Raw genomic sequence first — 23,312 nt, 5'->3', positions numbered from 1 at the left:
ACATGGAGTTCGGAGCGGTCCTGCAGACCAACCCGCCGGCGTCGCGGACCGTGGCGCTCGCGAAGCTCGCCGAGCAGCACGGGTTCAGCCACGTGTGGACGTTCGACTCACACCTGCTGTGGCAGGAGCCGTACGTCATCTACAGCCAGATCCTCGCCGAGACGCGGCGGATCAAGGTGGGCCCGTTCGTCACCAACCCCGCGACCCGCGACTGGACGGTCACCGCGTCCGTGTTCGCGACGCTCAACGAGATGTACGGCAACCGCACGATCTGCGGCATCGGCCGCGGCGACTCCGCCGTCCGCGTGACGAACGGCAAGCCGACGACGCTGAAGGAGCTGCGGGAGTCGATCCACGTCATCCGCGAGCTCGGCAACTCGCGGGCGGTCGAGTACAACGGGGCGACGCTGCGGTTCCCGTGGAGCGTCGGCAGCGAGCTCGAGGTGTGGGTGGCCGCGTACGGCCCGCTCGCCCTCAAGCTCGCGGGGGAGGTCGGCGACGGCTTCATCCTGCAGCTCGCCGACGTCGACATCGCCGAGTGGATGATCCGCACCGTCCGCGAGGCCGCCGAGAAGGCGGGCCGCGACCCGGCGTCGGTCAAGTTCTGCGTCGCCGCTCCCTTCTACATCGGCGACGACTGGGAGCACATGCGCGACCAGTGCCGCTGGTTCGGCGGCATGGTGGGCAACCATGTGGCCGACATCGTCGCGAAGTACGGCAGCAGCGGCGCGGTTCCGCAGGCGCTCACCGACTACATCAAGGGTCGGCAGGAGTACGACTACAACGAGCACGGCCGCGCCGGCAACACGCACACCACCTTCGTGCCCGACGAGATCGTCGACCGGTTCTGCGTGCTCGGCACCGCCGAGCAGCACATCGAGAAGCTCGAGCGCCTGAAGGCGCTCGGAGTGGACCAGTTCGCCGGCTACCTGCAGCACGACAACAAGGAGGAGACCCTCCGCGTGTACGGCGAGACGGTCATCCCTGCACTGCGCGACGCCATCACCGCGAAGGCGTGACGATGAGCGCAGCCGGGATGGTGGGGTCGCGGCTGCGGCGCCGCATCGGCGCGGGCGCGCGGTGGCGGCAGGTCGGGCTCGGTGCCCTGGGCATCCTGCTGCTCGCCGCCATGTGGGAGCTCTACAAGGCGCTCGGCCCGGAGGGCGGCGTGGTGGTCGGGGGCCTCACCGTGCTGCCGCGCACCACGGACCTCGCGATGCCGCACGTCTGGGACGTGCTCGCCCGCCTCGGCCAGCCGGTGAACAGCACCGCCGGCTCGCCGCCGGTCTGGCAGGCGGTGCTCGGCGCGGCCGCGTTCTCGCTCGGCGTCGCGGGGGTCGGCTGGCTCGTCGGCGTGGTGGTCGGGATGGCGCTCGCGCTGCTCATGCAGCGGTTCCGCACCGCCGAGTCCGCGGTGCTGCCGTGGATCGTGCTCAGCCAGACCGTGCCGCTCATCGCCATAGCCCCGCTCGTGCGACGCTGGGGCTCGCAGATCGAGATCGGCTCCTTCCAGTGGGAGGGGTGGATGAGCGTGGCCGTCATCGCGTCCTACCTCGCCTTCTTCCCGGTCGCGATCGGCGCCCTCCGCGGTCTCGGGTCGCCGGACACCAACCACGTCGAGCTGTTCCGCTCCTACGCGGTCGGCTGGTGGGTGACGCTCTGGCGCCTGCGGCTGCCCGCGAGCGTGCCCTACCTGCTGCCCGCGCTCCGGCTCGCCGCCGCGAACGCGGTCGTCGGCGCCGTCGTCGCCGAGGTCTCCATCGGCCTCCGCGGCGGCATCGGCCGGATGATCATCGAGTACGCCCAGTCCGGCAGCGGCGACCCCGCCAAGACGTGGGCCCCGATCCTCGGCGCGGTGCTGCTCGGCCTCGCCGCCGCCGGGTTCGTCGCCCTGCTGGGCCTCGCGCTCGGCCGTTTCCGCCGCGGTGAGGTGAGCGCATGACCGGTGTCCCGGCCGCGCCGCCGCTCCCGTCCGCTCTCGAAGGAAGAAGCGCATGACCGATCTGCCCAGCACCGGCTCTGCGCCGATCGGGGCGCCCGCCGTCTCCGTCACGGGCGTCGACAAGACGTTCTCGACCAGGAGCGGCACCGTCACGGCGCTGCAGGACATCGACCTCACCGTCGCGCCCGGCGAGTTCGTCTCGCTCATCGGCCCGTCCGGCTGCGGCAAGAGCACGCTCCTCCGCCTCATCGCCGACCTCGACAGCCCCACGACGGGAGCCGTGAGCGTCTTCGGCAAGACGCCGCGGCAGGCGCGCATCGATCAGGAGTACGGCATCGCCTTCCAGCAGGCCGGCCTCCTCCCGTGGCGCACCGTCCGCGCCAACGTCGAGCTGCCGCTCGAGCTGCACGGCGCCGGCCGCGCCGAGCGCGCGGCTCGCGTCACCGAGCTGCTCGAGCTCGTCGGGCTCGCGGACTTCGGCGGCTCCTACCCCGACCAGCTCTCCGGCGGCATGCAGCAGCGCGTCGCCATCGCCCGCGCGATCGCCGAGAGCCCGCGCCTGCTGCTGATGGACGAGCCGTTCGGCGCCCTCGACGAGATGACGCGGGAGCGCATGCAGACCGAGCTCGTTCGGATCTGCGCGGAGACCGGAGCGGCCGTCGTGTTCGTGACGCACTCGATCCCCGAGGCCGTCTTCCTCTCCAACCGGGTGGTCGTGATGTCGCCGCGGCCCGGCCGCATCCGCGACATCCTCGACGTCGACCTCGGCCGCGCGGGGGAGCGGGGCGACGCGCTCCGCGAGGACGAGCACTTCTTCGCGAGCGTCAGCGCCGTGCGCGAGCTGCTGCACGGCGAGCAGGCCGCGCGCGGCGCCGTCCGCGGAGTGGAGAACCGCTGATGCGCGGCGCGACGGCGGCGCGCACGGTCGTGGCCCCGATCGTGCTCGGGATCGCCGCGCTCGCGCTGTGGCAGCTCGTCGTCGTCGTGTTCGACGTCAAGCCGTTCGTGATCCCCAGCCCGCTCGCGATCGGCACCGCCTTCGGGCAGACCCCGGACACGATCCTCGCGAGCGCGCTCCTCACCGGCTGGAACGCCCTCGTCGGGCTCATGCTCGGCTCGATCGTCGGCATCCTGTTCGCGGTCCTCGCCGCGCTCGTGCGGGTGGTCGACCAGATCACCGCCCCGCTCGTCGCGGGCCTCGCCGTGGTCCCGATCGTCGCGCTCGCGCCCGTCTTCTACACGATGTTCGGGGCCAACGCGCAGACCGCCCGGCAGCTGGTCGCCGCGATCGCGGTGTTCATCCCCGTCTTCCTCAACACGCTCCGCGGCCTCCGCCAGGTGCGCCCCGTGCACCGCGACCTCATGAAGGCGTACGCGGCGTCGCCCTGGCAGGCCACCCGGACGGTGACGCTGCCCGTCGCGCTGCCCTACGTCTTCACCGGCTTCCGGATCGCGTCGTCCCTCGCGGTCATCTCCGCCCTCGTCGCCGAGTACTTCGGCGGCCCGATCGACGGCGTCGGCCGCGCCATCACGAGCGCCGTGTCGAGCAGCAACTACGCCCTCGCGTGGGCCTACGTCGGAGGGGCGATCCTGCTCGGGCTCGCCTTCTACTGCGTCACCCTCGCTCTCGAGATCCTGGCGAACCGGCACCGCGGCCACGCCTGACACGTCCGCCTCGCGCGGATGGAGCACCACCAGCACTACGAGGAAGCAGCACAACGAGGAGGAAGTGATGAGACACAGCATTCGGCTGCTGCCCGGCATCGCCGCGGTCAGCGCCATCAGCGCCCTCGCCTTGAGCGGGTGCTCGGGGAGCGGGTCGGGCGGCGACACCGGCGGTGGCACGGGCGGCGGAGGCGGGGACGGCGGGGGAGAGCTGACCCCGGTCACGCTGCAGCTCCAGTGGGTCGCCCAGGCGCAGTTCGCCGGCTACTACGCGGCGCTCGACCAGGGCTACTACGAGGAGGAGGGGCTCGACGTCACCATCCAGGAGTCCGGCACCGACACCGTGCCGATCGACGAGATCGCGGCGGGCGCCGCCGACTACGCGATCTCCTGGGTGCCCAAGGTGCTCGGCTCGATCGAGCAGGGCACCAACGTCACGGACGTCGCGCAGATCTTCGAGCGCAGCGCGACGACCCAGATCTCGTTCAAGGACAAGGACATCACCACCGCGGCGGACCTCGCCGGCCACACGGTCGGCAGCTGGGGCTTCGGCAACGAGTGGGAGCTCTTCGCGGGCATGCAGAAGGCGGGTGTCGCCCTCGGCGACATCACGCTCGTGCAGCAGCAGTTCGACATGAACGCGTTCCTGGCGGGCGACATCGACGCCGCGCAGGCGATGACCTACAACGAGTACGCGCAGGTGCTCGAGACGGTGAACCCGGACACCGGCGAGCTCTACCAGCCCGAGGACCTCAACGTCATCGACTGGAACGAGGAGGGCACCGCCATGCTCCAGGACGCGATCTGGGCCGACGCGGACCGGCTCGCCGAGGAGGAGGAGTATCAGGAGACGACGGTCGCCTTCATCAAGGCGTCGATCAAGGGCTGGATCTTCGCCCGCGACAACCCGGAGGAGGCGGCCGACATCGTCACCGCCGCCGGGTCGACGCTCGGCACGAGCCACCAGCTCTGGATGACGAACGAGGTGAACAAGCTCATCTGGCCGTCGACGTCGGGCGGCATCGGCATGATCGACGAGGACGCCTGGGCGCAGACGGTCGAGATCGCCAAGAGCACCGAGAACGAGACCGGCGCCACCATCATCACGGACGACCCGCCGGAGACCGCCTACTCGAACGAGTACGTCGAGCAGGCCCTCGCGGAGCTCCAGGAAGAGGGCGAGGATGTGATCGGCGAGGACTTCACGCCGATCGAGGTCACCCTCAACGAGGGCGGCAACTAGCACCCGCGGTGCGGCCGGGAGTCCTTCCCGGCCGCACCCTTTCCGACACGAAAGAACGCACATGACACTCGCCACCCCCGCACGCGGCACCGCCGCCGACGCCGACGAGGGGCGCCGCGCGCTCGAGCTCGACCGGGCGCACGTCTTCCACTCCTGGTCGGCGCAGGCGGCACTCGCTCCGATGGTCATCGCCGGCGGACTCGGCAGCACGGTCTGGGACGGCGCCGGCAAGGAGTACCTCGACTTCTCGAGCCAGCTCGTCAACGTCAACATCGGGCACCAGCATCCGAAGGTGCTCGCGGGCATCAAGGCGCAGGCCGAGCTGCTGACGACGGTGGCGCCCGCCCACGCCAACCTGGCGCGCGGGGAGGCCGCCTCGCGCATCCTCGCCCGCGCGGGCGACGAGTTCTCGAAGGTGTTCTTCACCAACGGCGGCGCCGACGCCAACGAGAACGCGATCCGTCTCGCCCGCCTGGTCACCGGCCGCGACAAGGTGCTCTCCACCTACCGCTCGTACCACGGCAACACCGGCGCGGCCATCACCGCCACCGGCGACTGGCGGCGCGTGCCCAACGAGTACGCGCGCGCCCATGTGCACTTCTTCGGCCCGTTCGCCTACCGCAGCGAGTTCTGGTCCGACTCCCCGGAGCAGGAGAGCGAGCGCGCCCTGCACCACCTCGAGCGCGTCATCCAGGCGGAGGGCGCCTCCTCGATCGCGGCCCTGCTGCTCGAGACGATCCCCGGCACGGCCGGCGTGCTCGTCCCGCCGCCCGGCTACCTCGCGGGGGTCCGCGCGCTCGCCGACAAGTACGGCATCGTGCTCATCCTCGACGAGGTCATGGCGGGCTTCGGCCGCACCGGCGACTGGTTCGCGTTCCAGAACCCGGGCGTCAACCCGGAGGGCGTCGTCCCCGACCTCGTCACCTTCGCGAAGGGCGTCAACTCGGGCTACGTGCCCGCCGGCGGCGTCATCATCCCGCCGTGGATCGCCGAGCAGTTCGACGACGCCGTGTTCCCGGGCGGCCTCACCTACTCGGGCCACCCGCTCGCGATGGCGTCGATCGTCGCCGCCCTCGACGCCATGGAGGAGGAGGGCATCGTCGAGAACGCGGCCGCGATCGGCCGCGACGTGCTGGGCCCCGGCCTCGCCGCGCTCGCGGAGAAGCACGAGGTGATCGGCGAGGTGCGCGGCGTCGGCGTCTTCTGGGCGCTCGACCTCGTCGGCGACCGGGCGTCGCGGAGCCCCCTCGGGGCGCAGGAGCTCGGCCGTCTCAAGGCCGACCTGCTGCGGCGCGGCATGCTGCCCTTCAGCGCCGACAACCGGATCCACGTGGTCCCGCCCTGTGTGATCACGCGCGAGGAGGCCGAGCGCGGCCTCGCGATCCTCGACGAGGCGCTCGCCGCGCTGTAGACGGGGTCTCGCGCGGACGGGACCCCCTGCGTGCGCGGCGTAAACTGCCCCCGTGGCAGCGAACTACCTGGTCAACATCCGGGACATCGTGAACCGCCCGGGGGAGCAGCGCGAACGCGAGTTCAGCGTCGCGGCGCCCGAGCGGCTCGGCGAGGGGCTCGCCTGGGTACCCGAGGGACGCGACGTGCACCTGGAGGTCCGGCTCGAGTCCGTGCACGAGGGGATCCTCGCGACGGGCAGCGTGAGCACCGTCGCCGACGCCCAGGACGCGCGCACGCTCGACGACTTCGACCTCCCCGTCGAGGTCGAATTCCAGGAGCTTTTCGCGTATCCTTCTGAGGTTCCTTCCGACTACGAGGTTCAAGGCGACCACGTGGATCTTGAACAGGTCGTGAGGGACGCGGTGGTGCTGGCACTGCCGTTCCAGCCGGTGAAGCCGGGGGAGACCGAACAGGTCGAGCTTCCCGAAGGCATCGCGCTGGTGCTCGCGGACGATGAGCGCGAGGCCCCCCTCGATGAGCGGTGGGCGGCGCTCGCCCCTCTCGCTGAGGGCGCGGACCGCGACAACCCGGACGTTCCGAGAGAAGAGAGATAACCCATGGCTGTTCCCAAGCGGAAGAAGTCGCGCGCCAACACCCACGCCCGCCGCTCCCAGTGGAAGGCCTCCGTGCCGACCCTGGTGAAGACCATCGAGAACGGCAAGGTCACCTACAGCCTTCCGCACCGCGCGAAGGTCGTCGAGGACTCCCAGGGCACCGAGCTGTACCTCGAGTACAAGGGCCGCAAGGTCGCCGACGTCTGACTTGGGCGGTAGCTCCGCACCTGCGGATGCCGCGGACCGCGGCATCCTGATCGAGAGGCTCGGCGTCGACATCGACCCGGGCCTCCTCGAGTTGGCGCTCACCCACCGCTCGTACGCGTACGAGCACGGCCGGCTGCCCCACAACGAGCGGCTCGAGTTCCTCGGCGACGCCATCCTCGGCAAGGCCGTGACGGTGCAGCTGTTCACCGAGCACCCGGATCTCGACGAGGGCGACCTCGCCAAGCGCCGCGCGAGCCTCGTCTCGAGTGTCGCGCTGGCCGAGATCGCGCGCGGGCTGGGGCTCGGCGCGTTCCTCCGGCTCGGGCGCGGCGAGGACCGCACGGGTGGCCGCGACAAGTCGTCGATCCTCGCGGACTGCGTAGAGGCGATCATCGGCGCCGTGTTCCTCTCCGCCGGCGACGAGGTCGCGACCGCGCTCGTGCTGCGCCTCGTCCGGCCGCTCGCCGACGACCCCGACCGCTTCGGCGCGCTGGATCCGAAGACGAGCCTGCAGGAGGTCGCCTCGCGACGGGGCGCCGGCCTGCCCGCCTACTCGATCACGGCGACCGGCCCGGACCACTCGCGGATGTTCACCGCCACCGTCACCGTCGGCACCCTCGTCACCGCGACCGGTGAGGGCTCGAGCAAGAAGCAGGCCGAGATGGCCGCCGCGCTCGAGGCCTGGAACCGCCTCGTCAAGCACAAGCGCAAGGCCGGCGCCCCCGACCCCGGGGCCTGACGTGCCGGAGCTCCCCGAGGTCGAGACCGTCCGCGCCGGCCTCGAGCCCGCCGTCGCGGGCGCGACCGTCACGGGCGTGCGCGTGCTCGACGTACGCTCGCTGCGCCGGCACGCCGGCACCTCCGACACGTTCGTCGACGAGCTGGTCGGCTCCCGCTTCGCCGGCGCGGTCCGCCGCGGCAAGTTCCTCTGGCTGCCGCTCGCCGGCGGCGGCCGCACGCTCGTCGCGCATCTCGGCATGAGCGGCCAGGTGCTGCTCCGCGCGATCGACGCCTCGGACGACCGGCTCCTCCGCATCCGCCTCGACGTCGAGTCGCCCGAGCACGGGCCCCTCTCGCTCGCCTTCGTCGACCAGCGCATCTTCGGGTCCATGGCGGTCGACGACCTCGTGCCGACGCGCGACGGTGCGGCCGGCGGCTTCGGGTCGCCCGACCCGGTGGTGCCGTCGCAGGTGGCGCACATCGCGCGCGACCCGCTCGACCCGGCGTTCGACGACCGCCGCTTCCTCGCCGCGCTCGCGCGCAAGGGGACCGGCATCAAGCGGGCCCTCCTCGACCAGACTCTCGTCAGCGGCATCGGCAACATCTACGCCGACGAGGCGCTGTGGGCGGCGCGCCTCCACTTCGACACCCCGACCGCGTCCCTGTCCCGCGCGAAGGGGAAGGCGCTGCTCGCGGAGCTGCGGCACGTGCTCGCGAGGGCGCTCGAGGACGGCGGCACGAGCTTCGACGCTCAGTACGTCAACGTGAACGGCGCGTCCGGCTACTTCGCGCAGCGCCTCAACGCCTACGGCCAGCAGGGCAAGCCGTGCGCCCGCTGCGGCCGGCCGATCGCGCGCACGAGCTTCATGAACCGCAGCAGCCACTACTGCCCCCACTGCCAGCGCCTGCCCCGCCCCGCCGCCTGACCGCTCCCACCGGTTCCTCTCCTCCGACAGGCGGGAATCCCGTCAACAGGCGAGGACCGCCCGTTTCCGCCTGTTGAGGGCAGAAGTGCCTGTTGAGGGAGAGGACCGCTAGCGCGCCTCCGGCAGCGACTTCTGCCAGACGCCCTGGTAGCCGATCGGGACGAAGCCGAGGGCCTCGTTGACGTCGAGCATGTAGCGGTTCTCCTCGGCGTTGAACGTGGTGATGGCCGTCGTCTCGGGGGAGTGGACGGGCACCGCCTCGTGCAGCGCGGCCTTGATCAGGAGCCCCAGCCGGTGGCCGCGGTGCTCCTTGAGCACGAGCGTGTCGCCCTGGTCGGCGGGCCTCCTGCGGTCGGACGGGATGTAGACGTTCGTGAACCCGACGAGCCGGTCGGTCGCGATGTGCCGAGCGGCGGCCGTGACGAGCAGGTAGCCGCCCTGCTCCGCTCGGCTGTCGGTGTCGCGCACCCGCTCCGGCGTCCACTCCTCGGGATCGACGACCAGCCCGGCGGACGGGGCGTCGGTCAGCATGCGCGCGTAGAGCGCCGCCTGGTCCTCCTCGCGCTCCGGCGGCGTCGCGCCCGCCCACACGAGCACGTCGTAGTCGTCGCCGGCGCCCTCGCGCCCGCGGCGCAGCGCGTCCGCCGTGCGCGCCGTCGACTCCGCGAGGTCGATGCGGCTGATGCGGTAGATCTGCTCGAGCGTCCAGCCGGCCCGGCGCAGGAACCGCACGCCGGGGTCCCCGGCGGGCAGCGTCCCGAAGCCGGTGGGCGGCGCGAGCCGCTCGCCGCCGTCGTTCCCGCGCGTGTGGATGGGCCACGCCTGCAGGGTGCGGCGGCCCGCCTGCGCCGCCTGGCCCTCGCCGAGCTCGAGCAGCGCGGACCCGATGCCGCGGCCCCGCCAGTCCGGGTGCACCTCGACCTCGACGACCGCGATGCGGGCGCCCTCCTCGAGCGGCAGCTCGACGAACGCGCGGCCGACGATGCGCCCCTCCACACGGGCGACCCAGATCCGCCGGTCGAACCAGCGGTCGTGGTACTCGACGAGCAGGCCGGCGGGGTCCGGGGCGAGGTCGAAGCTGCCGAGCGCGGCGGCCTCCGTCTCGTTGCGGACGCGCACCATCTCGGCGAACGACCCGTCGTCGTCGGCGATGGTGGCGGGGATGTCGAGGAGGCGGATGTCGAGTCCCGGGACGCTCACCGCGCCAGTATCCCAAGCGCGGGGCCGGATGCTCGAGTGGAGGACCGGGCTCCTGCCTTCGGCAGGACTTTCTGCAGTCGGCAGGACATTCCGGGCCCGGATCTCCTGCTGAGCGCAGGAAGTCCTGCCGGACCGCTGCGGGGAGGTGGTGCCCGGCGTGCCGCATCGGCCCCGGCCGCGCAGCACCGCACTATGTTCCTCGTGATGGGGTTCACGCACGCGACGAGCGGGACGGCCGCGTGGTTCGCGGTCACCGCCGCCCTGCCGGCGTTCGGCACCGGCATCGCGCCGCTCGAGCCCGCGGGCGTGCTGGCCGGGGCGATGGTGTGCGCGGGCGCCGCGCTGCTGCCCGACGCCGACCACCGCAGCGCCACCATCGCGCACTCGGTGCCCGTGCTCGGTCCGCTGATCACCGACGCGATCGGCGACGCGAGCGGCGGGCACCGCCACGGCGCCCACACGCTGCTCGCGGCGGGGCTCGTCACCGCGGGCGCCGTCGCCCTCGGCCGCTGGCGGATGGACCTGCCGCTCCTCGGCGACTCGCCGGTGGGGCCGGCCGTCGCGACGGTCGCGCTCATCACGTTCGCCGTCAAGGCCCGCGACCTGGTGCGGCACTGGCGGACCGCGTGGGCGCTCGGCCTGCTCGCCGCCCTGCTCGTGCTCGTGTACGCGGCGGACACCGCGGTCTGGTTCCCGCTCGCCGTCGGCATCGGCTACGTCGCGCACCTCGCCGGCGACGCGCTCACCGTGGGCGGCATCCCCGGCCTGCTGTGGCCCATCCGCGTGCGCCCGCCCTCCTGGTGGCGGCGCACCGACGTGCTCAACGACCTGTGGAAGCCGAACGGGTACATCGCGCTCCCGCTGCTCGGCAACGCGGGCTCGATCCGCGAGTACGTCGCCGCGATCGCCCTCGGGGTCTACTGCACGTACGGCCTGGTCGAGGTCGGGATGCGCCTCCTCGGCGGCCTCCCGATCCTCGCCGCCGCGGCGCCGTAGGCCGGGGTCAGCCCGCGTTCCCGCCGATCGAGCAGTCGAGTGCGGGTCTGCTGACCGCGGCAACGACCTCCTGCGCCGCGGGGAACCAGCGCTGGTAGTGGCGCTCGTCCGCGTTGCGCTGCACCCGATGCGCCGCGATCGTCGGCTCGAGGCTCTGCCAGTCGGGCAGGGCGAGCAGCACCCGGTAGAAGCTGCCGGCGCTCACGGCGGGGTTCATCCGGTCCTCGTAGGAGCCCCACGCGCCGTTGGCACGCTGCTGGAAGAGCCCTCGGCTGTCCGGGCCGGCGGCGTCGCCGTAGTCGAGCACGCGGAGGCCGGACTCGCCCATCGCGGTCATCACGGCGATCTCCTGAGCCTGCCGCGGGGCGCCGAGGGCGGCTCCCGTGTCGACGATCGTCTTCGCGTTCGCGAGCTGCTCGCCTCCGTAGCCCGCGACGGAGAGGCCCGGGTCGACCGGCTTGCCGGCCGCGTCGAAGCAGACGAGGCCAGGTGCGCCGGCACGTGCCGCGGCGGCGGCGAAGCAGAGGCCCACCACCGCCAGCACGGCGACGATCCAGCCGCCCCGGACGAGCAGCGCCCGGCGCCGGGCGCGCACCGCGGCCGAGGGGCGGCGCGACCGGCGCCGCCGGCCGGGACGGCGCCGGCGCACCGGGACCGCGGTCCGCGGACGGGACGTGGACGTCCGCGTCGAGGTGCGAGCGGGCACGGCGGCGTCCTTCCGGGAGGGCGGGAGAGGCGGAAACGGGAGTCTATGTCAGGGCGTGCGCCGCCTGGCTGCCGGGCCGCGGGCGCGCGGGAGGGTACCGTGAGCGGGATTCCGAAGCCGCACGGAGGCGCGCGTGTACCTCAAGACGTTGACCCTCAAGGGGTTCAAGTCGTTCGCGCACCCCACCACGTTCGCCTTCGACGGCGGCGTCACGTGCGTGGTCGGCCCCAACGGATCGGGCAAGAGCAACGTCGTCGACGCGCTCGCCTGGGTGATGGGGGAGCAGGGGGCGAAGAGCCTCCGCGGCGGCAAGATGGAGGACGTCATCTTCGCGGGCACCGCGACGAAGGGCCCCCTGGGACGGGCCGAGGTCGCGCTCACGATCGACAACTCGGACGGCGCCCTGCCGATCGAGTACACCGAGGTGACGATCAGCCGCACCCTGTTCCGCAACGGCGGCAGCGAGTACGCCATCAACGGTCAGTCGTGCCGGCTCCTCGACGTGCAGGAGCTGCTGAGCGACTCCGGGCTCGGCCGCGAGATGCACGTCATCGTCGGCCAGGGCCAGCTCGACACCGTGCTGCACGCCACCCCCGCCGACCGCCGCGGCTTCATCGAGGAGGCCGCCGGCATCCTCAAGCACCGCCGGCGCAAGGAGAAGACCGAGCGGAAGCTCGAGTCCATGCAGGCGAACCTCACCCGCCTGTCCGACCTGGCCGGCGAGATCCGCCGCCAGCTGAAGCCGCTCGGCAACCAGGCGCAGGTCGCGCGCGAGGCGCAGACCATCCAGGCGGCGGTCCGCGACGCACGAGCCCGGCTCCTGGCGGATGACGTCGTCGCGCTGCGCACCGCGCTCGCCGACTTCGGGCGCACCGAGCACGAGCGGGGCGCCGAGCGCATGGTGCTGCAGGCGGAGCTCGACGAGAAGTCCCGCCGAGCCGCCGAGCTCGAGGCGAGCGTCACGACCGAGGAGGTCGACGCCGCCCGCAACACCGCGTTCGCCCTCGAGGCGGCGCAGGAGCGGCTCCGCAGCCTCTACACGCTCGCCAACCAGCGGCTGGCCCTCCTCGGCGCGGCGGATGAGGCGCCCGCAGCCGAGGTCACCGTGAGCGAGCGCCGCATCGAGGACGCGAAGGCTGAGCTCGTGCGGCTGCAGGCGGCCGTCGGCTCTGCCGCCCGCGAGCTCGAGGCGGCCCGGGCGGCGCTCGCCGAGGACCGCGCGGCCCTCGACGCGGTCGACGAGGAGATCGCCGCGCAGAGCGCGGCGGTGTCCCGCTACGACCTCGAGCTCTCGCAGCTGACGGGCCGCGCGGAGGTCGCCACCTCCCGCCTGGCCTCGGTGCGCGGCGAGGCGCTCCGCCAGCAGAACGCGCTCGAGGCCGCCCGGGAGCGCCGCGACACCGCGCGCGGCCGCCTCGCGGAGGTGGAGGCGGAGTCGGCGCCCGCCGCCGCGGAGGGCCTCCCCGCCGCGGCGGAGGAGGCGCAGGCGACCGTCGACCGGCTCACCGCCGCCGTCGACCAGCTCCGTGACGCGCTGCACACCGCCGAGCGCGAGCGCGACGCGCTGTCCGCCCGGACCGCCGCCCTCTCCCTCGCCCTCGACGCCGAGGACGGGTCCTCCGCGCTCGCCGGCTCCGGCATCGAGGGCGTCCGTGGGCTCGTGGCCGACTCGGTCGCCGTCGAGCCCGGCTGGGAGGCCGCGATCGCCGCCGCGCTCGGCACTCTCGCCGACGCCGCCCTGGCCGAGGACGAGGACGCCGCCGTCGGCGCCCTGCGGCACGCCGAGCAGGCCGACCTGGGGCGCGTGGAGATCGTGCTCGCCGACGCCGCTGCGACACCGGTCGCGACGGCCGCCGGCGGCCGCCCCGCCGCGTCCGCCGTGACCGCCCCGGCCGGGGTGCTGGCGCTCCTCGCGGGAGCCGTGCTCGCCGAGGACGCGAACGAGGCCCGCGGTCTGTGGCCCGCCGCCCGCGCCGCCGGTGTCGCCGTCGTCACCAGGGCGGGCGAGGTCTTTGCGCCGTCTCTGCTCCGCGGTGGCACCGGCCGCGCCCAGAGCCGCATCGAGCTGAGCGCGCAGCGCGACGCCGCAGCTGCCCGCCTCGCGACCGTCACGGAAGCGGCCGACGACACTCGTGCGCTGCTCGCCGCCGCGCGTGCCGATGCGGATGCGGCGAAGCAGGCGGCGAAGGCCGCGCAGGCGGCGGTGCGCGAAGCCGAGTCCCGCGCAGCGGCATCCGCGGCGGCGCTGAACCGCGCCCGCGCCTCCGCCGAGGCGGCCGCCGCGGAGCACGACCGCCTCGCGGCCGCGTTCACGCGCTCCGACGAGCAGATCACGGCCGCCGAGGCCGCCGTCGCGGAGGCGAAGGACGCGCTCGACGCCGCTCGTGCCGTGCCGCGGCCCGCGTTCGACGGCGCGGCCCGCGTGCCGCTCGCCGCCAAGGTCGACGCAGCGAGGGAGCGCGAGGTGTCCGCCCGCCTCGGTCTCGAGACCGCCCGTGAGCGGGTCAACGCCGAGACGGGCCGCATCGCCGCGCTGGAGCGCCGCCGGGCGGCGGAGCTCGTCGCAGCGGAGGAGGCCGCGCGCCGGGCGGTGATCCGCCGCCGCCAGATCGAGGCCGCGACCGCGGTCGCCGAGGAGCTGCCCGCGGTGCTCGCGTCCGCCGACCGCTCGGTCGCCCGCGCACGGGTCGAGCTCGCCGCGGCCGAGGCCGAGCGCAGCGGCCGCAACCGGGAGCTCGCCGAGCTGCGCCGCGCCGAGTCCGAGCTCCGCGCGCGCCTGCACGCGATCACCGAGCAGGTGCACGGCCTCGAGCTGCAGACCTACGAGAAGCGGCTGCACCTGTCCGGGCTGCTGGAGCGCGCGGTCGCGCTCGGCCTCGACGAGGACGTCCTCGTCGCCGAGTACGGGCCCGACGTGCCCGTCCCCGACCTGACGGCGGCCGAGGGGGAGGAGCCGGCGACCCGCCGGTTCGACCGCAAAGAGCAGCAGGACCGCCTCGCGGCCGCCGAGCGCAAGCTAGCGCAGCTGGGCCGGGTGAATCCGCTGGCGCTCGAGGAGTTCGCGGCGCTCGAGCAGCGGCACGCGTTCCTCACCGAGCAGCTCGCCGACCTGCAGAACACGCGCAAGGACCTGCTCACGATCATCGGCGAGATCGACGAGAAGATGCAGTCGATCTTCCTCACCGCGTTCGAGGACACGAAGGCGGCCTTCGCCGAGGTGTTCCCGATCCTGTTCCCCGGCGGCACGGGCAGCATCGAGCTGACCGACCCCGACGACCTGCTGACCACCGGCATCGAGGTGAGCGTCCGGCCGGCCGGCAAGAAGATCGAACGGCTCTCGCTGCTCTCCGGCGGCGAGCGGTCCCTCGCCGCGGTCGCGCTGCTGGTCGCCATCTTCAAGGCGCGGCCGAGCCCGTTCTACATCATGGACGAGGTGGAGGCGGCGCTCGACGACGCCAACCTCGGCCGCCTGCTGACGATCTTCGAGGACCTCCGGAGTTCGTCGCAGCTCATCGTCATCACGCACCAGAAGCGCACGATGGAGATCGCCGACGCCCTCTACGGCGTGTCGATGCGCCAGGACGGCGTCTCCGCCGTCGTCGGCCAGCGGGTGTCCGCCGACCGCGAGGAGCGCGTCGCGAGCTGAGTCGCTCGGCCGTCCCCGCCGTCCTCCTTCTCGTCCTGTCCTTCAACAGGCAGAGATCCCGCCGACAGGCGGAATCGGCCCCTTTCCGCCTGTCGGCCGCCGTTTCGCCTGTTGAGGGAAAGGCCCAGAGGCCTCACGGCAGCAGCCGCAGCCAGCGGAAGCCGTAGCCCTCCAGGGGGATGTGTGCCGGACCCGACTCCGGGAGCGGCAGGCGCGTGCCGGTCAGCAGGTCGAGCAGGGAGCTGCCCTCGAGCGTGAGAGCGACATCGACCGGAGCGGCTCCGAAGTTGTGCACGAGGACCACGCAGCCCTCGTCCCACCGCATCGCATGGGCGAGCACGGCGTCCGCGCCCGCGTCGAGCAGCTCGGGCACCCCGTGCCCGATCTCGAAGGTGGTCTGGTAGCGCTCGATGAGCGCGCGCAGGAAGGAGAGCAGCGAGTCGGGGTCGTTCCGCTGCGCCTCGACGTTGACGAACTCGGGACCGTAGCCGCCCTCGGTCACCGGAGCGGGGAGCCTCTTCGCCGGCGCGGTCGAGAATCCCCCGTTCACCCCGGGCGTCCACTGCATCGGCGTGCGCACGGACGAGCGGCCCTCGATCGCGAGGTTCTCGCCCATGCCGATCTCCTCGCCGTAGAACAGCGTGGGGGTTCCGGGCAGGGCGAACAGCAGGCTGTAGGCGAGGCGGATGCGGCGCGGGTCCCCGTCCACCATCGGCGGCAGGCGACGGCGCAGGCCACGCCCGTACAGCTGCATCGACGGGTCCGGGCCGAACGCGGCGAACACCTCCTGGCGCTCCTCCTCGCTCAGCTTGTCGAGGGTCAGCTCGTCGTGGTTGCGCACGAAGATCGCCCACTGCGCCCCGTCGGGGAGAGCCGGACGGGCGCGCAGCGCCTCGATGAGCGGGCGCGCGTCCTGCCGTGCGAACGAGAGGTACATCCGCTGCATGGCGTTGAAGTCGAACTGCATGGTCAGCTCGCCGCCGAGCGGGCCCCCGAAGAACGCCAGCTGGTCGTCGTAGGGCAGGTTCACCTCGCCGAGCAGGATCGACTGCCCCGACCGCCGGTTCATGAACGCGCGCAGGTCGCGCAGGTACTCGTGCGGGTCGGCGAGCAGCTCGGACGCGTTCTCGACGCCCGCCGTGTCGAGGAAGAACGGGACGGCGTCCACCCGGAAGCCGGAGATGCCGAGCTGCAGCCAGAACCCCATGATCTTCGCCACCTCGTCCCGGACGGCCGGGTTGGTGACGTTGAGGTCGGGCTGCTGCCGGTAGAAGCTGTGCTGGTAGTACTGGCCCGTCTTCTCGTCCAGCTGCCAGACGCCGTCCTCCTTGTCGGGGAAGACGTTCTCGGCGCTGCCGGGCGGCGGCTCGTCGCGCCAGATGTACCAGTCGCGGTACGGCGACTCGCGGCTCGAGCGGGCGGACCGGAACCAGGGGTGCTGGTCGGAGGTGTGGTTGACGACCAGGTCGACGATCACCCGCATCCCGCGGTCCGCCGCGAGGCGCAGCACCTCGACGAGCTCGCCGTGCGAGCCGAGCCGCGGATCGACCCCGTAGAAGTCGGTGATGTCGTAGCCGTCGTCGCGTTCGGCCGTCGGATAGAAGGGCATCAGCCAGAGGCACGTCACCCCGAGGGTGGCGAGGTGATCGATGCGGTGGGCGAGGCCCACGAAGTCGCCCCGTCCGTCCCCGTTCGCGTCGAGGAAGGTCTCGACGTCGAGGCAGTAGATGACGGCGGACTTCCACCAGAGGTCGCTGGTGTCGGTGATCCTCATCGGAGGGCCCGCCTCGTCACCGGCAGCTGGGGGAGGACGTGCTCCCCGAACACGTCGAGGAACTCGTCCTGCTGCTGGCCCACGTGGTGCAGATACAGCTCGTCCGCCCCGAGCGCGATCGCCTCCTCGATCGCGGCCCGGTGCCGTGCGGGGTCGGCGCTGACGAGCACGCTGCTGCGCATCGCCTCGGCGGGAATGAGCGCTGTCGCATTGTCGAAGGCGGCGGTGCTGTCGAGGTCCCACGCAGCGGGCGGCGACACGGTGACCGCGCGCCACTGGTCGTGCGCGATGGCGAGCGCCTCCTCCTCGGTGCTGGCGTAGCTGAGATGCAGCTGGAGCACGATGGGCCCGCGGCCCCCGGCGTCGCGATAGGCGTCGACGACCCGCTTCGCGGAGTCGCCGGGGATCGCCAGGGTGGCGAGGCCGTCCGCCCAGGAGGCGACCCAGCGCGCGGTCTCCTCGCTGACGGCCGCGCCGATCAGGGGCGGAGGAGTCTGCGGAAGGCTCCACAGCTTCGCCCGGTCGACGGTGACGAGGCCCTCGTGGCTCACCTCCTCGCCCGCGAGCAGGGCGCGGATGATTCCGACGCACTCGAGGAGCCGCTGATTGCGCAGCTCCTTGCGCGGCCAGCGCTCGCCGGTGATGTGCTCGTTGATGTTCTCGCCCGAGCCGAGGGCGACCCACAGCCGGCCGGGGTACATGGACTGCAGCGTGGCCGCCGCCTGCGCGACGATCGCCGGGTGGTAGCGCTGCCCCGGCGCGTTGACGACGCCGAACGGCAGCTCGGTCGCCTCCATCGCCGACCCGAGCCAGGACCAGGCGAACCCGGACTCGCCCTGCCGCTCACTCCACGGGGCGATGTGGTCGGAGCACATGCCGCCGGTGAAGCCCACCTCCTCGGCCCGGCGGACCGCTCGCAGCAGCTCGCGCGGGGGGATCTGCTCGTGGGAGGCGTGGAATCCGAGAACCGTCATGCAGGGGTCCGTTCGTCGCCGGGCAGGAGGTGCTGCCAACCTAGCGGCGGCGGCCGGGGTCGCACAGATCCGGCCGCCGGGGTTGACGCGGATAGGCTGATGGCGTGGCAGATCGCACCCCCTGGTCGCTTGCCGGCCGCCTCCGCAACCTCTTCGGCGGCGGCAGTGCCGACGCTCCCGCCGCGGCTCCCGCCGAGGCCGCGGCTCCCGCCGAGGCGGCGGGCACCACGCCGGCCGCGCTTCCGGCCGCGCCGCCCGCCGTGCCCGTCAAGCGCGTCATCGACGAGGACACCTGGGACGGCCTCGAAGCCGCGCTGATCAGCGCCGATTTCGGGCCGACGGTGACCGAGGAGACCATCGAGGACCTGCGGGGCAAGGTCGACCGCTTCCGCACCACGGATCCGCGCGACCTGCAGAGGATGCTGCGGGAGTCGCTCGAGGAGCGGCTCGCCAAGTTCGACCCGACCCTCCGCCTCACCGACCGTCCCGCGGTCGTCCTGGTCGTGGGCGTCAACGGCGTGGGCAAGACGACGACCATCGGCAAGTTCGCCAAGTTCGTCCGCAACTACGGCCGCACCGTCGTCGTCGGCGCGGCCGACACGTTCCGCGCCGCCGCCGTCGAGCAGCTCACCACCTGGGCGGAGCGGGCCGGCGCCGACATCGTCCGGCCCCAGCACCAGGGCCAGGACCCCGCCTCCGTCGCCTTCCAGACCGTCGAGCAGGCGAAGCGGAACGGCACCGAGATCGTCATCATCGACACCGCCGGCCGCCTGCACACCAAGGGCGGGCTGATGGACGAGATGACCAAGATCAAGCGCGTCATCGAGAAGCAGGCGCCGATCGCCGAGGTGCTGCTCGTGCTCGACGCCACGACCGGTCAGAACGGGCTGATGCAGGCGGAGGCGTTCCTCGAGTCGGCCGGTGTGACCGGGCTCGTGCTGACGAAGCTCGACGGCTCGGCGAAGGGCGGCTTCGTGCTCGCCGTGCAGGAGCGCACCGGCCTGCCCATCAAGCTGATCGGCCAGGGCGAGGGCATCGGGGACCTCACGGGCTTCACCCCGCACGTCTTCGCCCAGAACCTGGTCGGCGTCTAACCGAGCGCGCCTCTCGCAACCGAACGACCGTTTCGCAACGGCACGCGGTAGCGAAACGGTCGTCCTGTTGCGGCCGCCGGTCAGAACCGGGACGCGACCTCGTACAGCACTTCCTCGTCGCCGGCGTAGACGCCCTCCCGGCGCGGCCAGTGCACGATCACCTCGTCGAAGCCGAGCTCGCGGGCGCGGCCCTCGGCGTCCTCGAACGCGTCGACGCTCTCCAGGGAGAAGCGCGGGGCGGAGTCGAGGTTCAGCACGCGCTGCAGCCGGCGGCCGGTGCGCTCCTCCTGCTCGGCGAGGCGCTCCGTCCGCTCCCGCACGCCGCGCCACCACTCGTCGAGGTCGTCGGTGTGGCTGCCGAGGGTGATCCAGCCGTCGCCGCGCTCGGCGGCGAGCGCGATGCCCTTCGGTCCGTCGGCAGCGACGAGCAGGGGGACGCGCGGGGTCTGCCGGGGACTGCCCACCATCCGGGCGCCCACCGCGGTGAACCACTCGCCGTCGAAGTCGATGCCGCGCTCGCCGTCGCTCTCGTGCCGCAGCAGGCGGTCGAGCGCGTCGACGAACTCCACGAACCGCCGGTGCCGCTGGCCGGGGGAGAGGGCCGGCTGACCGAGCACCGACGCGTCGAAGCCCGTGCCGCCTGAGCCGACGCCGAGCAGCACGCGGCCGCCGGAGATGTCGTCGAGCGTCGCGATCTCCTTGGCGAACGGCACCGGATGGCGGAAGTTGGGGGAGGCGACGAACGTGCCGAGCCGGATGTCCGTCGTCACGGTCGACGCGGCCACGAGCGTCGGGATCGTGGCGTGCCACGGCCCGTCCGCGAGGGAGCGCCAGGAGAGGTGGTCGTAGGTCCACGCCGAGTCGAAGCCGAGCCCCTCGGCGCTGCTCCACCGGCGGCGGGCCTCCGCCCACGGCTGCTCCGGCAGGAGGACGATGCCGTGCCGCACGGTCAGCCCAGGTCCGGTCCGGCGGACCGGCCGGCGTGCGCGGCGCCGAGGTAGGTGCGGCTGAGCGCGACGTAGGTGTCGGCGTTGGCGCGGATCCCCGCGCGCTCCTCCTCGGTGAGTTCCCGGCGCACCTTCGCCGGCACCCCGGCCACGAGGGAGCCGGGCGGCACCACGGTGTCCTCGAGCACGACCGCGCCGGCCGCCACGAGCGATCCCGCGCCGATGACCGCGCGGTTGAGCACGGTGGCGCCCATCCCGATGAGGCAGTCGTCCTCGATGGTGCAGCCGTGCACGACGGCGCCGTGGCCGACGCTGACGCCGCTGCCGATCCGCACAGGGGCGCCGGGGTCGCCGTGCACGACGACGTTGTCCTGCAGGTTGCTCCGCTCGCCGAGGGTGATGGCGTCCCGATCGGCCCGCAGCACCGCCCCGAAGAACACGCCGGACCCTGCGGCGAGGGCGACCCGCCCGATCAGCGTCGCGTTCGGCGCGACGAACGCGTCCTCCGCGACCTCGGGATGGTGTCCGTCGAAGGGGAGCAGCAGCGCCATGCCCTCACGCTAGCCCCCGCCCCCCACCCGACGGAGAAGCGCAACGTGCGGTGCAGAACGCAACCGGGGAGCGTTGCGTGGTGCGCCTCCGGTTGCGTCCAGGAAGAACCGGATGCCGTCAGTCGAAGAGCTCCGCGATGCCGGCCGCATCGCCGTCGGTGAGGTCGAGGGCGAGCGCCTCGTGGACGGCGTCCCACTGGCCGCTCGAGCGGGGCGACACGATCGGCGCCGTGACGTGCGGATGCCGGCGCAGCCAGGCGAGGGCGAGCGCCGCGGTGCTCACGTCGAAGTCGCGGGCGCGGGCGGCGAGGCGCTCCACCCGCTCCAGCCCGCCCGGCGTGTTCACCTGGGCGTAGATGGCGCCGGCGAGCGCGATCCGGCTGCCCGGCTTCGGCTCGGCGCCGTGCAGGTAGCGGTCCGACAGGAGGCCGCCCGCGAGCGGCGAGTAGGGCGTGTAGCCGAGCCCCTCCGCCGCCGCGAGGGGCAGCAGGTCGCGCTCGTCGGTGCGGACGAGGAGGCTGAACGAGTTCTGCACCCACTCCGGCCGCGGCAGCCGCTCGCGGTCGGCGACCGACAGCACCTCCTCGAGCTGACGCGGGGTCACGTTGCTGAGGCCGTAGGCGCGGATCGTGCGCGCCTCGACGGCGGCCGCGAACGCGGCGAGGGTCTCGGCGAGCGGAGTGGAGGGGTCGGTGCCCTGCGAGAGGTAGAGGTCGACGCGACCGAGGCGGCGGATGCTCGCCGCCAGCTGGCGGCCGATGTGCGCCCCGGACAGATCGATGCGGTCCTGGCCGGGCTCGACGAGCCCGCCGACCTTCGTGGCGACGAGCTCGTCCTCCGGCTCCCGCTCACCCAGCCACCGCCCGACGGCCTCCTCGCTGCGCCCGCCGGCATACGAGTTGGCGGTGTCGACGACGCGGATCCCGAGGTCGTACGCCTCGTCCATCCGCTCCACGCCCTGCGCCAGGGTGAGCCCCTTGCCGCGTGTCGCGAGCGACGAGCCGATGCCGCCGATCCCGCCCGCCCCAAAGAAGAGCTCGGTCACCTCGATCCCTGAGCGACCCAGCTGCACCTTCCGCATCCGCTCAGGCTAATCGGCACCCGGGAAGCGCCCGGACGCGCTCGCTAAACTGGCCCGACCATGGCTACCTTCGCGTCCCTGTCGGATCGGCTCACCGCCGCCCTCGCCAACCTGCGCAACAAGGGGCGCCTCAGCCCCGCGGATGTGGACTCGACCGTCCGCGAGATCCGCCGCGCCCTCCTCGAGGCCGACGTCAACCTCGACGTGGTGAAGAAGTTCACCGCCGACATCCGTGAGCGCGCCCTCGAGGCCGCGGCGAGCCAGGCGCTCAACCCGGCCCAGCAGGTCGTGAAGATCGTCAACGACGAGCTCGTCTCGATCCTCGGCGGTGAGCAGCGCCGTCTCAGCTTCGCGAAGAACCCGCCGACCGTGATCATGCTCGCGGGCCTCCAGGGCGCCGGGAAGACGACCCTCGCCGGCAAGCTCGCGCGCTGGCTCGTCAAGGAGGGCCACCGCCCCCTCCTCGTCGCCGCCGACCTGCAGCGCCCGAACGCCGTGACCCAGCTGCAGGTGGTCGGCGAGCAGGCGGGCGCCGCCGTCTACGCGCCCGAGCCGGGCAACGGCGTCGGCGATCCGGTCCGCGTGGCCACCGACTCCATGCGGTTCGCCACCGACAAGCAGTACGACGTGGTCGTCGTCGACACCGCGGGCCGCCTCGGCGTCGACGCGGACATGATGAAGCAGGCCGCGGACATCCGCCGGGCGACCGACCCGGACGAGGTGCTGTTCGTCATCGACGCGATGATCGGCCAGGACGCCGTCGCCACGGCGCGCGCCTTCCAGGAGGGCGTCGACTTCACCGGCGTCGTCCTCACGAAGCTCGACGGCGACGCCCGTGGTGGCGCGGCGCTGTCGGTCGCCTCGGTCACCGGCCGCCCGATCATCTTCGCCTCGACGGGCGAGCGGCTCGAGGACTTCGAGCCCTTCCACCCGGACCGCATGGCGAGCCGCATCCTCGACCTCGGCGACATCCTCACCCTCATCGAGCAGGCTCAGCAGGCGTTCGACGAGGAGGAGGCCCGCAAGGTCGCCGAGAAGTTCGCGACCGACAGCTTCACCCTCGAGGACTTCCTCGGGCAGATGCAGCAGCTGCGCAACATGGGCTCGATCAAGAAGATGATCGGCATGCTGCCCGGCGCCCGTGGGATGCGCGAGCAGCTCGACAACTTCGACGAGCGCGAGATCGTGCGCACCGAGGCGATCATCCAGTCGATGACGCGCGCCGAGCGCCTCAACCCGAAGATCCTCAACGGCTCCCGCCGCCTCCGCATCGCCCGAGGCTCGGGCATGACCGTCACCGACGTGAACCAGCTCGTCCAGCGCTTCGAGCAGGCCGCCAAGATGATGAAGACGGTCGCGAAGGGCGGGGTCCCGCAGGTGCCCGGCATGGGACCGATGCCCGGCGGCGGCTACCGCGGCAAGCCGCAGAAGAAGAAGGTGCAGGGCTCGAAGTCCGGCAACCCGGCCAAGCGGGCAGCGGAGAACGCCGCGCTCCTGGCGGGCGCGAAGGAGCCGAAGACCTCCGGCGGCTCCGGCTTCGGCCTCGGCGGGGGCGGCGCGAAGGGCGCCCCGAGCGAAGAGGACATGGCGGCCCTGCAGAAGCTCCTCGGCCGCTGACCTCCCGCCACCCGCGC

At 72.9% G+C, this 23,312-nt stretch carries 21 protein-coding genes; 14 read left to right on the top strand and 7 right to left on the bottom strand.

Annotated features, from left to right (window positions below; translation table 11 throughout):
• Window positions 1-2: 2 nt before the first annotated feature.
• The 10 genes from J3P36_RS05995 (at window position 3) to mutM (ending at window position 8,709) form a co-directional block, all read left to right on the top strand.
• Window positions 3-1,019, top strand: a complete 1,017-nt coding sequence (locus tag J3P36_RS05995) for a TIGR03842 family LLM class F420-dependent oxidoreductase (RefSeq protein ID WP_210506294.1) — start codon at window positions 3-5, stop codon at window positions 1,017-1,019.
• 2 nt (window positions 1,020-1,021) lie between these two features.
• Window positions 1,022-1,942 (top strand): ABC transporter permease, encoded by a 921-nt coding sequence (locus tag J3P36_RS05990; protein WP_374100705.1) that lies wholly within the window; start codon window positions 1,022-1,024, stop codon window positions 1,940-1,942.
• A gap of 52 nt (window positions 1,943-1,994) precedes the next feature.
• Entirely contained in the window at window positions 1,995-2,840 is an 846-nt protein-coding gene (locus tag J3P36_RS05985) for an ABC transporter ATP-binding protein (RefSeq protein ID WP_210506293.1), read from the top strand.
• Complete coding sequence (locus J3P36_RS05980; RefSeq protein ID WP_210506292.1) at window positions 2,840-3,607, top strand: ABC transporter permease; 768 nt, start codon at window positions 2,840-2,842, stop codon at window positions 3,605-3,607. Before J3P36_RS05985 ends, J3P36_RS05980 begins: the two co-directional genes overlap by 1 nt.
• Window positions 3,608-3,674: 67 nt before the next feature.
• On the top strand, window positions 3,675-4,850 hold the full coding sequence (locus J3P36_RS05975) for an ABC transporter substrate-binding protein (protein ID WP_210506291.1): 1,176 nt from the start codon (window positions 3,675-3,677) through the stop codon (window positions 4,848-4,850).
• A gap of 61 nt (window positions 4,851-4,911) precedes the next feature.
• Complete coding sequence (locus tag J3P36_RS05970) at window positions 4,912-6,261, top strand: aspartate aminotransferase family protein (protein ID WP_210506290.1); 1,350 nt, start codon at window positions 4,912-4,914, stop codon at window positions 6,259-6,261.
• 52 nt (window positions 6,262-6,313) lie between these two features.
• Window positions 6,314-6,856 (top strand): DUF177 domain-containing protein, encoded by a 543-nt coding sequence (locus tag J3P36_RS05965; RefSeq protein WP_210506289.1) that lies wholly within the window; start codon window positions 6,314-6,316, stop codon window positions 6,854-6,856.
• 3 nt (window positions 6,857-6,859) lie between these two features.
• Entirely contained in the window at window positions 6,860-7,063 is a 204-nt protein-coding gene (gene rpmF / locus J3P36_RS05960; RefSeq protein ID WP_210480822.1) for a 50S ribosomal protein L32, read from the top strand.
• A gap of 1 nt (window position 7,064) precedes the next feature.
• Complete coding sequence (gene rnc, locus J3P36_RS05955; RefSeq protein WP_210506288.1) at window positions 7,065-7,802, top strand: ribonuclease III; 738 nt, start codon at window positions 7,065-7,067, stop codon at window positions 7,800-7,802.
• Between the two features lies 1 nt (window position 7,803).
• The gene (gene mutM / locus J3P36_RS05950) at window positions 7,804-8,709 is read left to right on the top strand and encodes a bifunctional DNA-formamidopyrimidine glycosylase/DNA-(apurinic or apyrimidinic site) lyase (protein ID WP_210506287.1); all 906 of its coding nucleotides are present in this window, start codon (window positions 7,804-7,806) and stop codon (window positions 8,707-8,709) included.
• 108 nt (window positions 8,710-8,817) lie between these two features.
• Here mutM and J3P36_RS05945 read toward each other — a convergent pair whose 3' ends face one another.
• The gene (locus tag J3P36_RS05945; RefSeq protein WP_210506286.1) at window positions 8,818-9,909 is read right to left on the bottom strand and encodes a GNAT family N-acetyltransferase; all 1,092 of its coding nucleotides are present in this window, start codon (window positions 9,907-9,909) and stop codon (window positions 8,818-8,820) included.
• A 204-nt stretch (window positions 9,910-10,113) separates the two neighbouring features.
• Here J3P36_RS05945 and J3P36_RS05940 point away from each other — a divergent pair, with 204 nt between their 5' ends.
• Window positions 10,114-10,905 carry a metal-dependent hydrolase gene (locus J3P36_RS05940; RefSeq protein WP_210506285.1) on the top strand — a complete coding sequence of 264 codons (792 nt, stop codon included), beginning with the start codon at window positions 10,114-10,116 and terminating at the stop codon, window positions 10,903-10,905.
• A gap of 7 nt (window positions 10,906-10,912) precedes the next feature.
• Here J3P36_RS05940 and J3P36_RS05935 read toward each other — a convergent pair whose 3' ends face one another.
• Window positions 10,913-11,611, bottom strand: a complete 699-nt coding sequence (locus J3P36_RS05935) for a hypothetical protein (RefSeq protein ID WP_307806963.1) — start codon at window positions 11,609-11,611, stop codon at window positions 10,913-10,915.
• A 133-nt stretch (window positions 11,612-11,744) separates the two neighbouring features.
• Here J3P36_RS05935 and smc point away from each other — a divergent pair, with 133 nt between their 5' ends.
• Window positions 11,745-15,257 (top strand): chromosome segregation protein SMC, encoded by a 3,513-nt coding sequence (smc, locus tag J3P36_RS05930; protein WP_210506284.1) that lies wholly within the window; start codon window positions 11,745-11,747, stop codon window positions 15,255-15,257.
• Between the two features lie 133 nt (window positions 15,258-15,390).
• On the opposite strand, the gene J3P36_RS05925 is transcribed toward smc, so the two are convergent.
• Both J3P36_RS05925 and J3P36_RS05920 read right to left on the bottom strand, forming a co-directional pair.
• Window positions 15,391-17,031 carry an alpha-amylase family protein gene (locus J3P36_RS05925; RefSeq protein ID WP_210506283.1) on the bottom strand — a complete coding sequence of 547 codons (1,641 nt, stop codon included), beginning with the start codon at window positions 17,029-17,031 and terminating at the stop codon, window positions 15,391-15,393.
• Window positions 17,028-18,005 carry a TIGR03885 family FMN-dependent LLM class oxidoreductase gene (locus J3P36_RS05920; protein WP_210506282.1) on the bottom strand — a complete coding sequence of 326 codons (978 nt, stop codon included), beginning with the start codon at window positions 18,003-18,005 and terminating at the stop codon, window positions 17,028-17,030. The genes J3P36_RS05925 and J3P36_RS05920 overlap by 4 nt, the downstream gene beginning before the upstream one ends.
• Window positions 18,006-18,265: 260 nt before the next feature.
• On the opposite strand from J3P36_RS05920, the gene ftsY reads away from it, so the two are divergent.
• Window positions 18,266-19,099: a signal recognition particle-docking protein FtsY gene (ftsY, locus tag J3P36_RS05915; RefSeq protein WP_210506669.1), complete on the top strand. Its 834-nt coding sequence runs from the start codon at window positions 18,266-18,268 to the stop codon at window positions 19,097-19,099.
• A gap of 80 nt (window positions 19,100-19,179) precedes the next feature.
• On the opposite strand, the gene J3P36_RS05910 is transcribed toward ftsY, so the two are convergent.
• The 3 genes from J3P36_RS05910 to J3P36_RS05900 all read right to left on the bottom strand — a co-directional run bounded on the left by J3P36_RS05910 (window position 19,180) and on the right by J3P36_RS05900 (window position 21,678).
• The gene (locus J3P36_RS05910) at window positions 19,180-20,046 is read right to left on the bottom strand and encodes an LLM class flavin-dependent oxidoreductase (protein ID WP_210506281.1); all 867 of its coding nucleotides are present in this window, start codon (window positions 20,044-20,046) and stop codon (window positions 19,180-19,182) included.
• Window positions 20,047-20,048: 2 nt separating this feature from the next.
• On the bottom strand, window positions 20,049-20,597 hold the full coding sequence (locus J3P36_RS05905; RefSeq protein ID WP_210506280.1) for a gamma carbonic anhydrase family protein: 549 nt from the start codon (window positions 20,595-20,597) through the stop codon (window positions 20,049-20,051).
• Between the two features lie 118 nt (window positions 20,598-20,715).
• Entirely contained in the window at window positions 20,716-21,678 is a 963-nt protein-coding gene (locus J3P36_RS05900) for an aldo/keto reductase (protein ID WP_210506279.1), read from the bottom strand.
• Between the two features lie 60 nt (window positions 21,679-21,738).
• Here J3P36_RS05900 and ffh point away from each other — a divergent pair, with 60 nt between their 5' ends.
• Window positions 21,739-23,295, top strand: a complete 1,557-nt coding sequence (gene ffh, locus J3P36_RS05895; protein ID WP_210506278.1) for a signal recognition particle protein — start codon at window positions 21,739-21,741, stop codon at window positions 23,293-23,295.
• Window positions 23,296-23,312: the final 17 nt, after the last annotated feature.

It is taken from the genome of Naasia sp. SYSU D00057, from assembly GCF_017916505.1.
GTDB lineage: Bacteria > Actinomycetota > Actinomycetes > Actinomycetales > Microbacteriaceae > Naasia.
Note: the sequence above shows the minus strand (reverse complement) of the source record. Positions and strands in the feature narration are given on the sequence as shown.

Bases quoted from the DNA above. Each gene is read 5' to 3' on its own strand.
- J3P36_RS05995 (WP_210506294.1), top strand. From the start codon at position 3: ATGGAGTTCGGAGCGGTCCTGCAGACCAACCCGCCGGCGTCGCGGACC.
- J3P36_RS05990 (WP_374100705.1), top strand. From the start codon at position 1,022: ATGAGCGCAGCCGGGATGGTGGGGTCGCGGCTGCGGCGCCGCATCGGC.
- J3P36_RS05985 (WP_210506293.1), top strand. From the start codon at position 1,995: ATGACCGATCTGCCCAGCACCGGCTCTGCGCCGATCGGGGCGCCCGCC.
- J3P36_RS05980 (WP_210506292.1), top strand. From the start codon at position 2,840: ATGCGCGGCGCGACGGCGGCGCGCACGGTCGTGGCCCCGATCGTGCTC.
- J3P36_RS05975 (WP_210506291.1), top strand. From the start codon at position 3,675: ATGAGACACAGCATTCGGCTGCTGCCCGGCATCGCCGCGGTCAGCGCC.
- J3P36_RS05970 (WP_210506290.1), top strand. From the start codon at position 4,912: ATGACACTCGCCACCCCCGCACGCGGCACCGCCGCCGACGCCGACGAG.
- rpmF (WP_210480822.1), top strand. From the start codon at position 6,860: ATGGCTGTTCCCAAGCGGAAGAAGTCGCGCGCCAACACCCACGCCCGC.
- J3P36_RS05940 (WP_210506285.1), top strand. From the start codon at position 10,114: ATGGGGTTCACGCACGCGACGAGCGGGACGGCCGCGTGGTTCGCGGTC.
- J3P36_RS05925 (WP_210506283.1), bottom strand. From the start codon at position 17,031: ATGAGGATCACCGACACCAGCGACCTCTGGTGGAAGTCCGCCGTCATC.
- J3P36_RS05920 (WP_210506282.1), bottom strand. From the start codon at position 18,005: ATGACGGTTCTCGGATTCCACGCCTCCCACGAGCAGATCCCCCCGCGC.
- J3P36_RS05905 (WP_210506280.1), bottom strand. From the start codon at position 20,597: ATGGCGCTGCTGCTCCCCTTCGACGGACACCATCCCGAGGTCGCGGAG.
- J3P36_RS05900 (WP_210506279.1), bottom strand. From the start codon at position 21,678: ATGCGGAAGGTGCAGCTGGGTCGCTCAGGGATCGAGGTGACCGAGCTC.
- ffh (WP_210506278.1), top strand. From the start codon at position 21,739: ATGGCTACCTTCGCGTCCCTGTCGGATCGGCTCACCGCCGCCCTCGCC.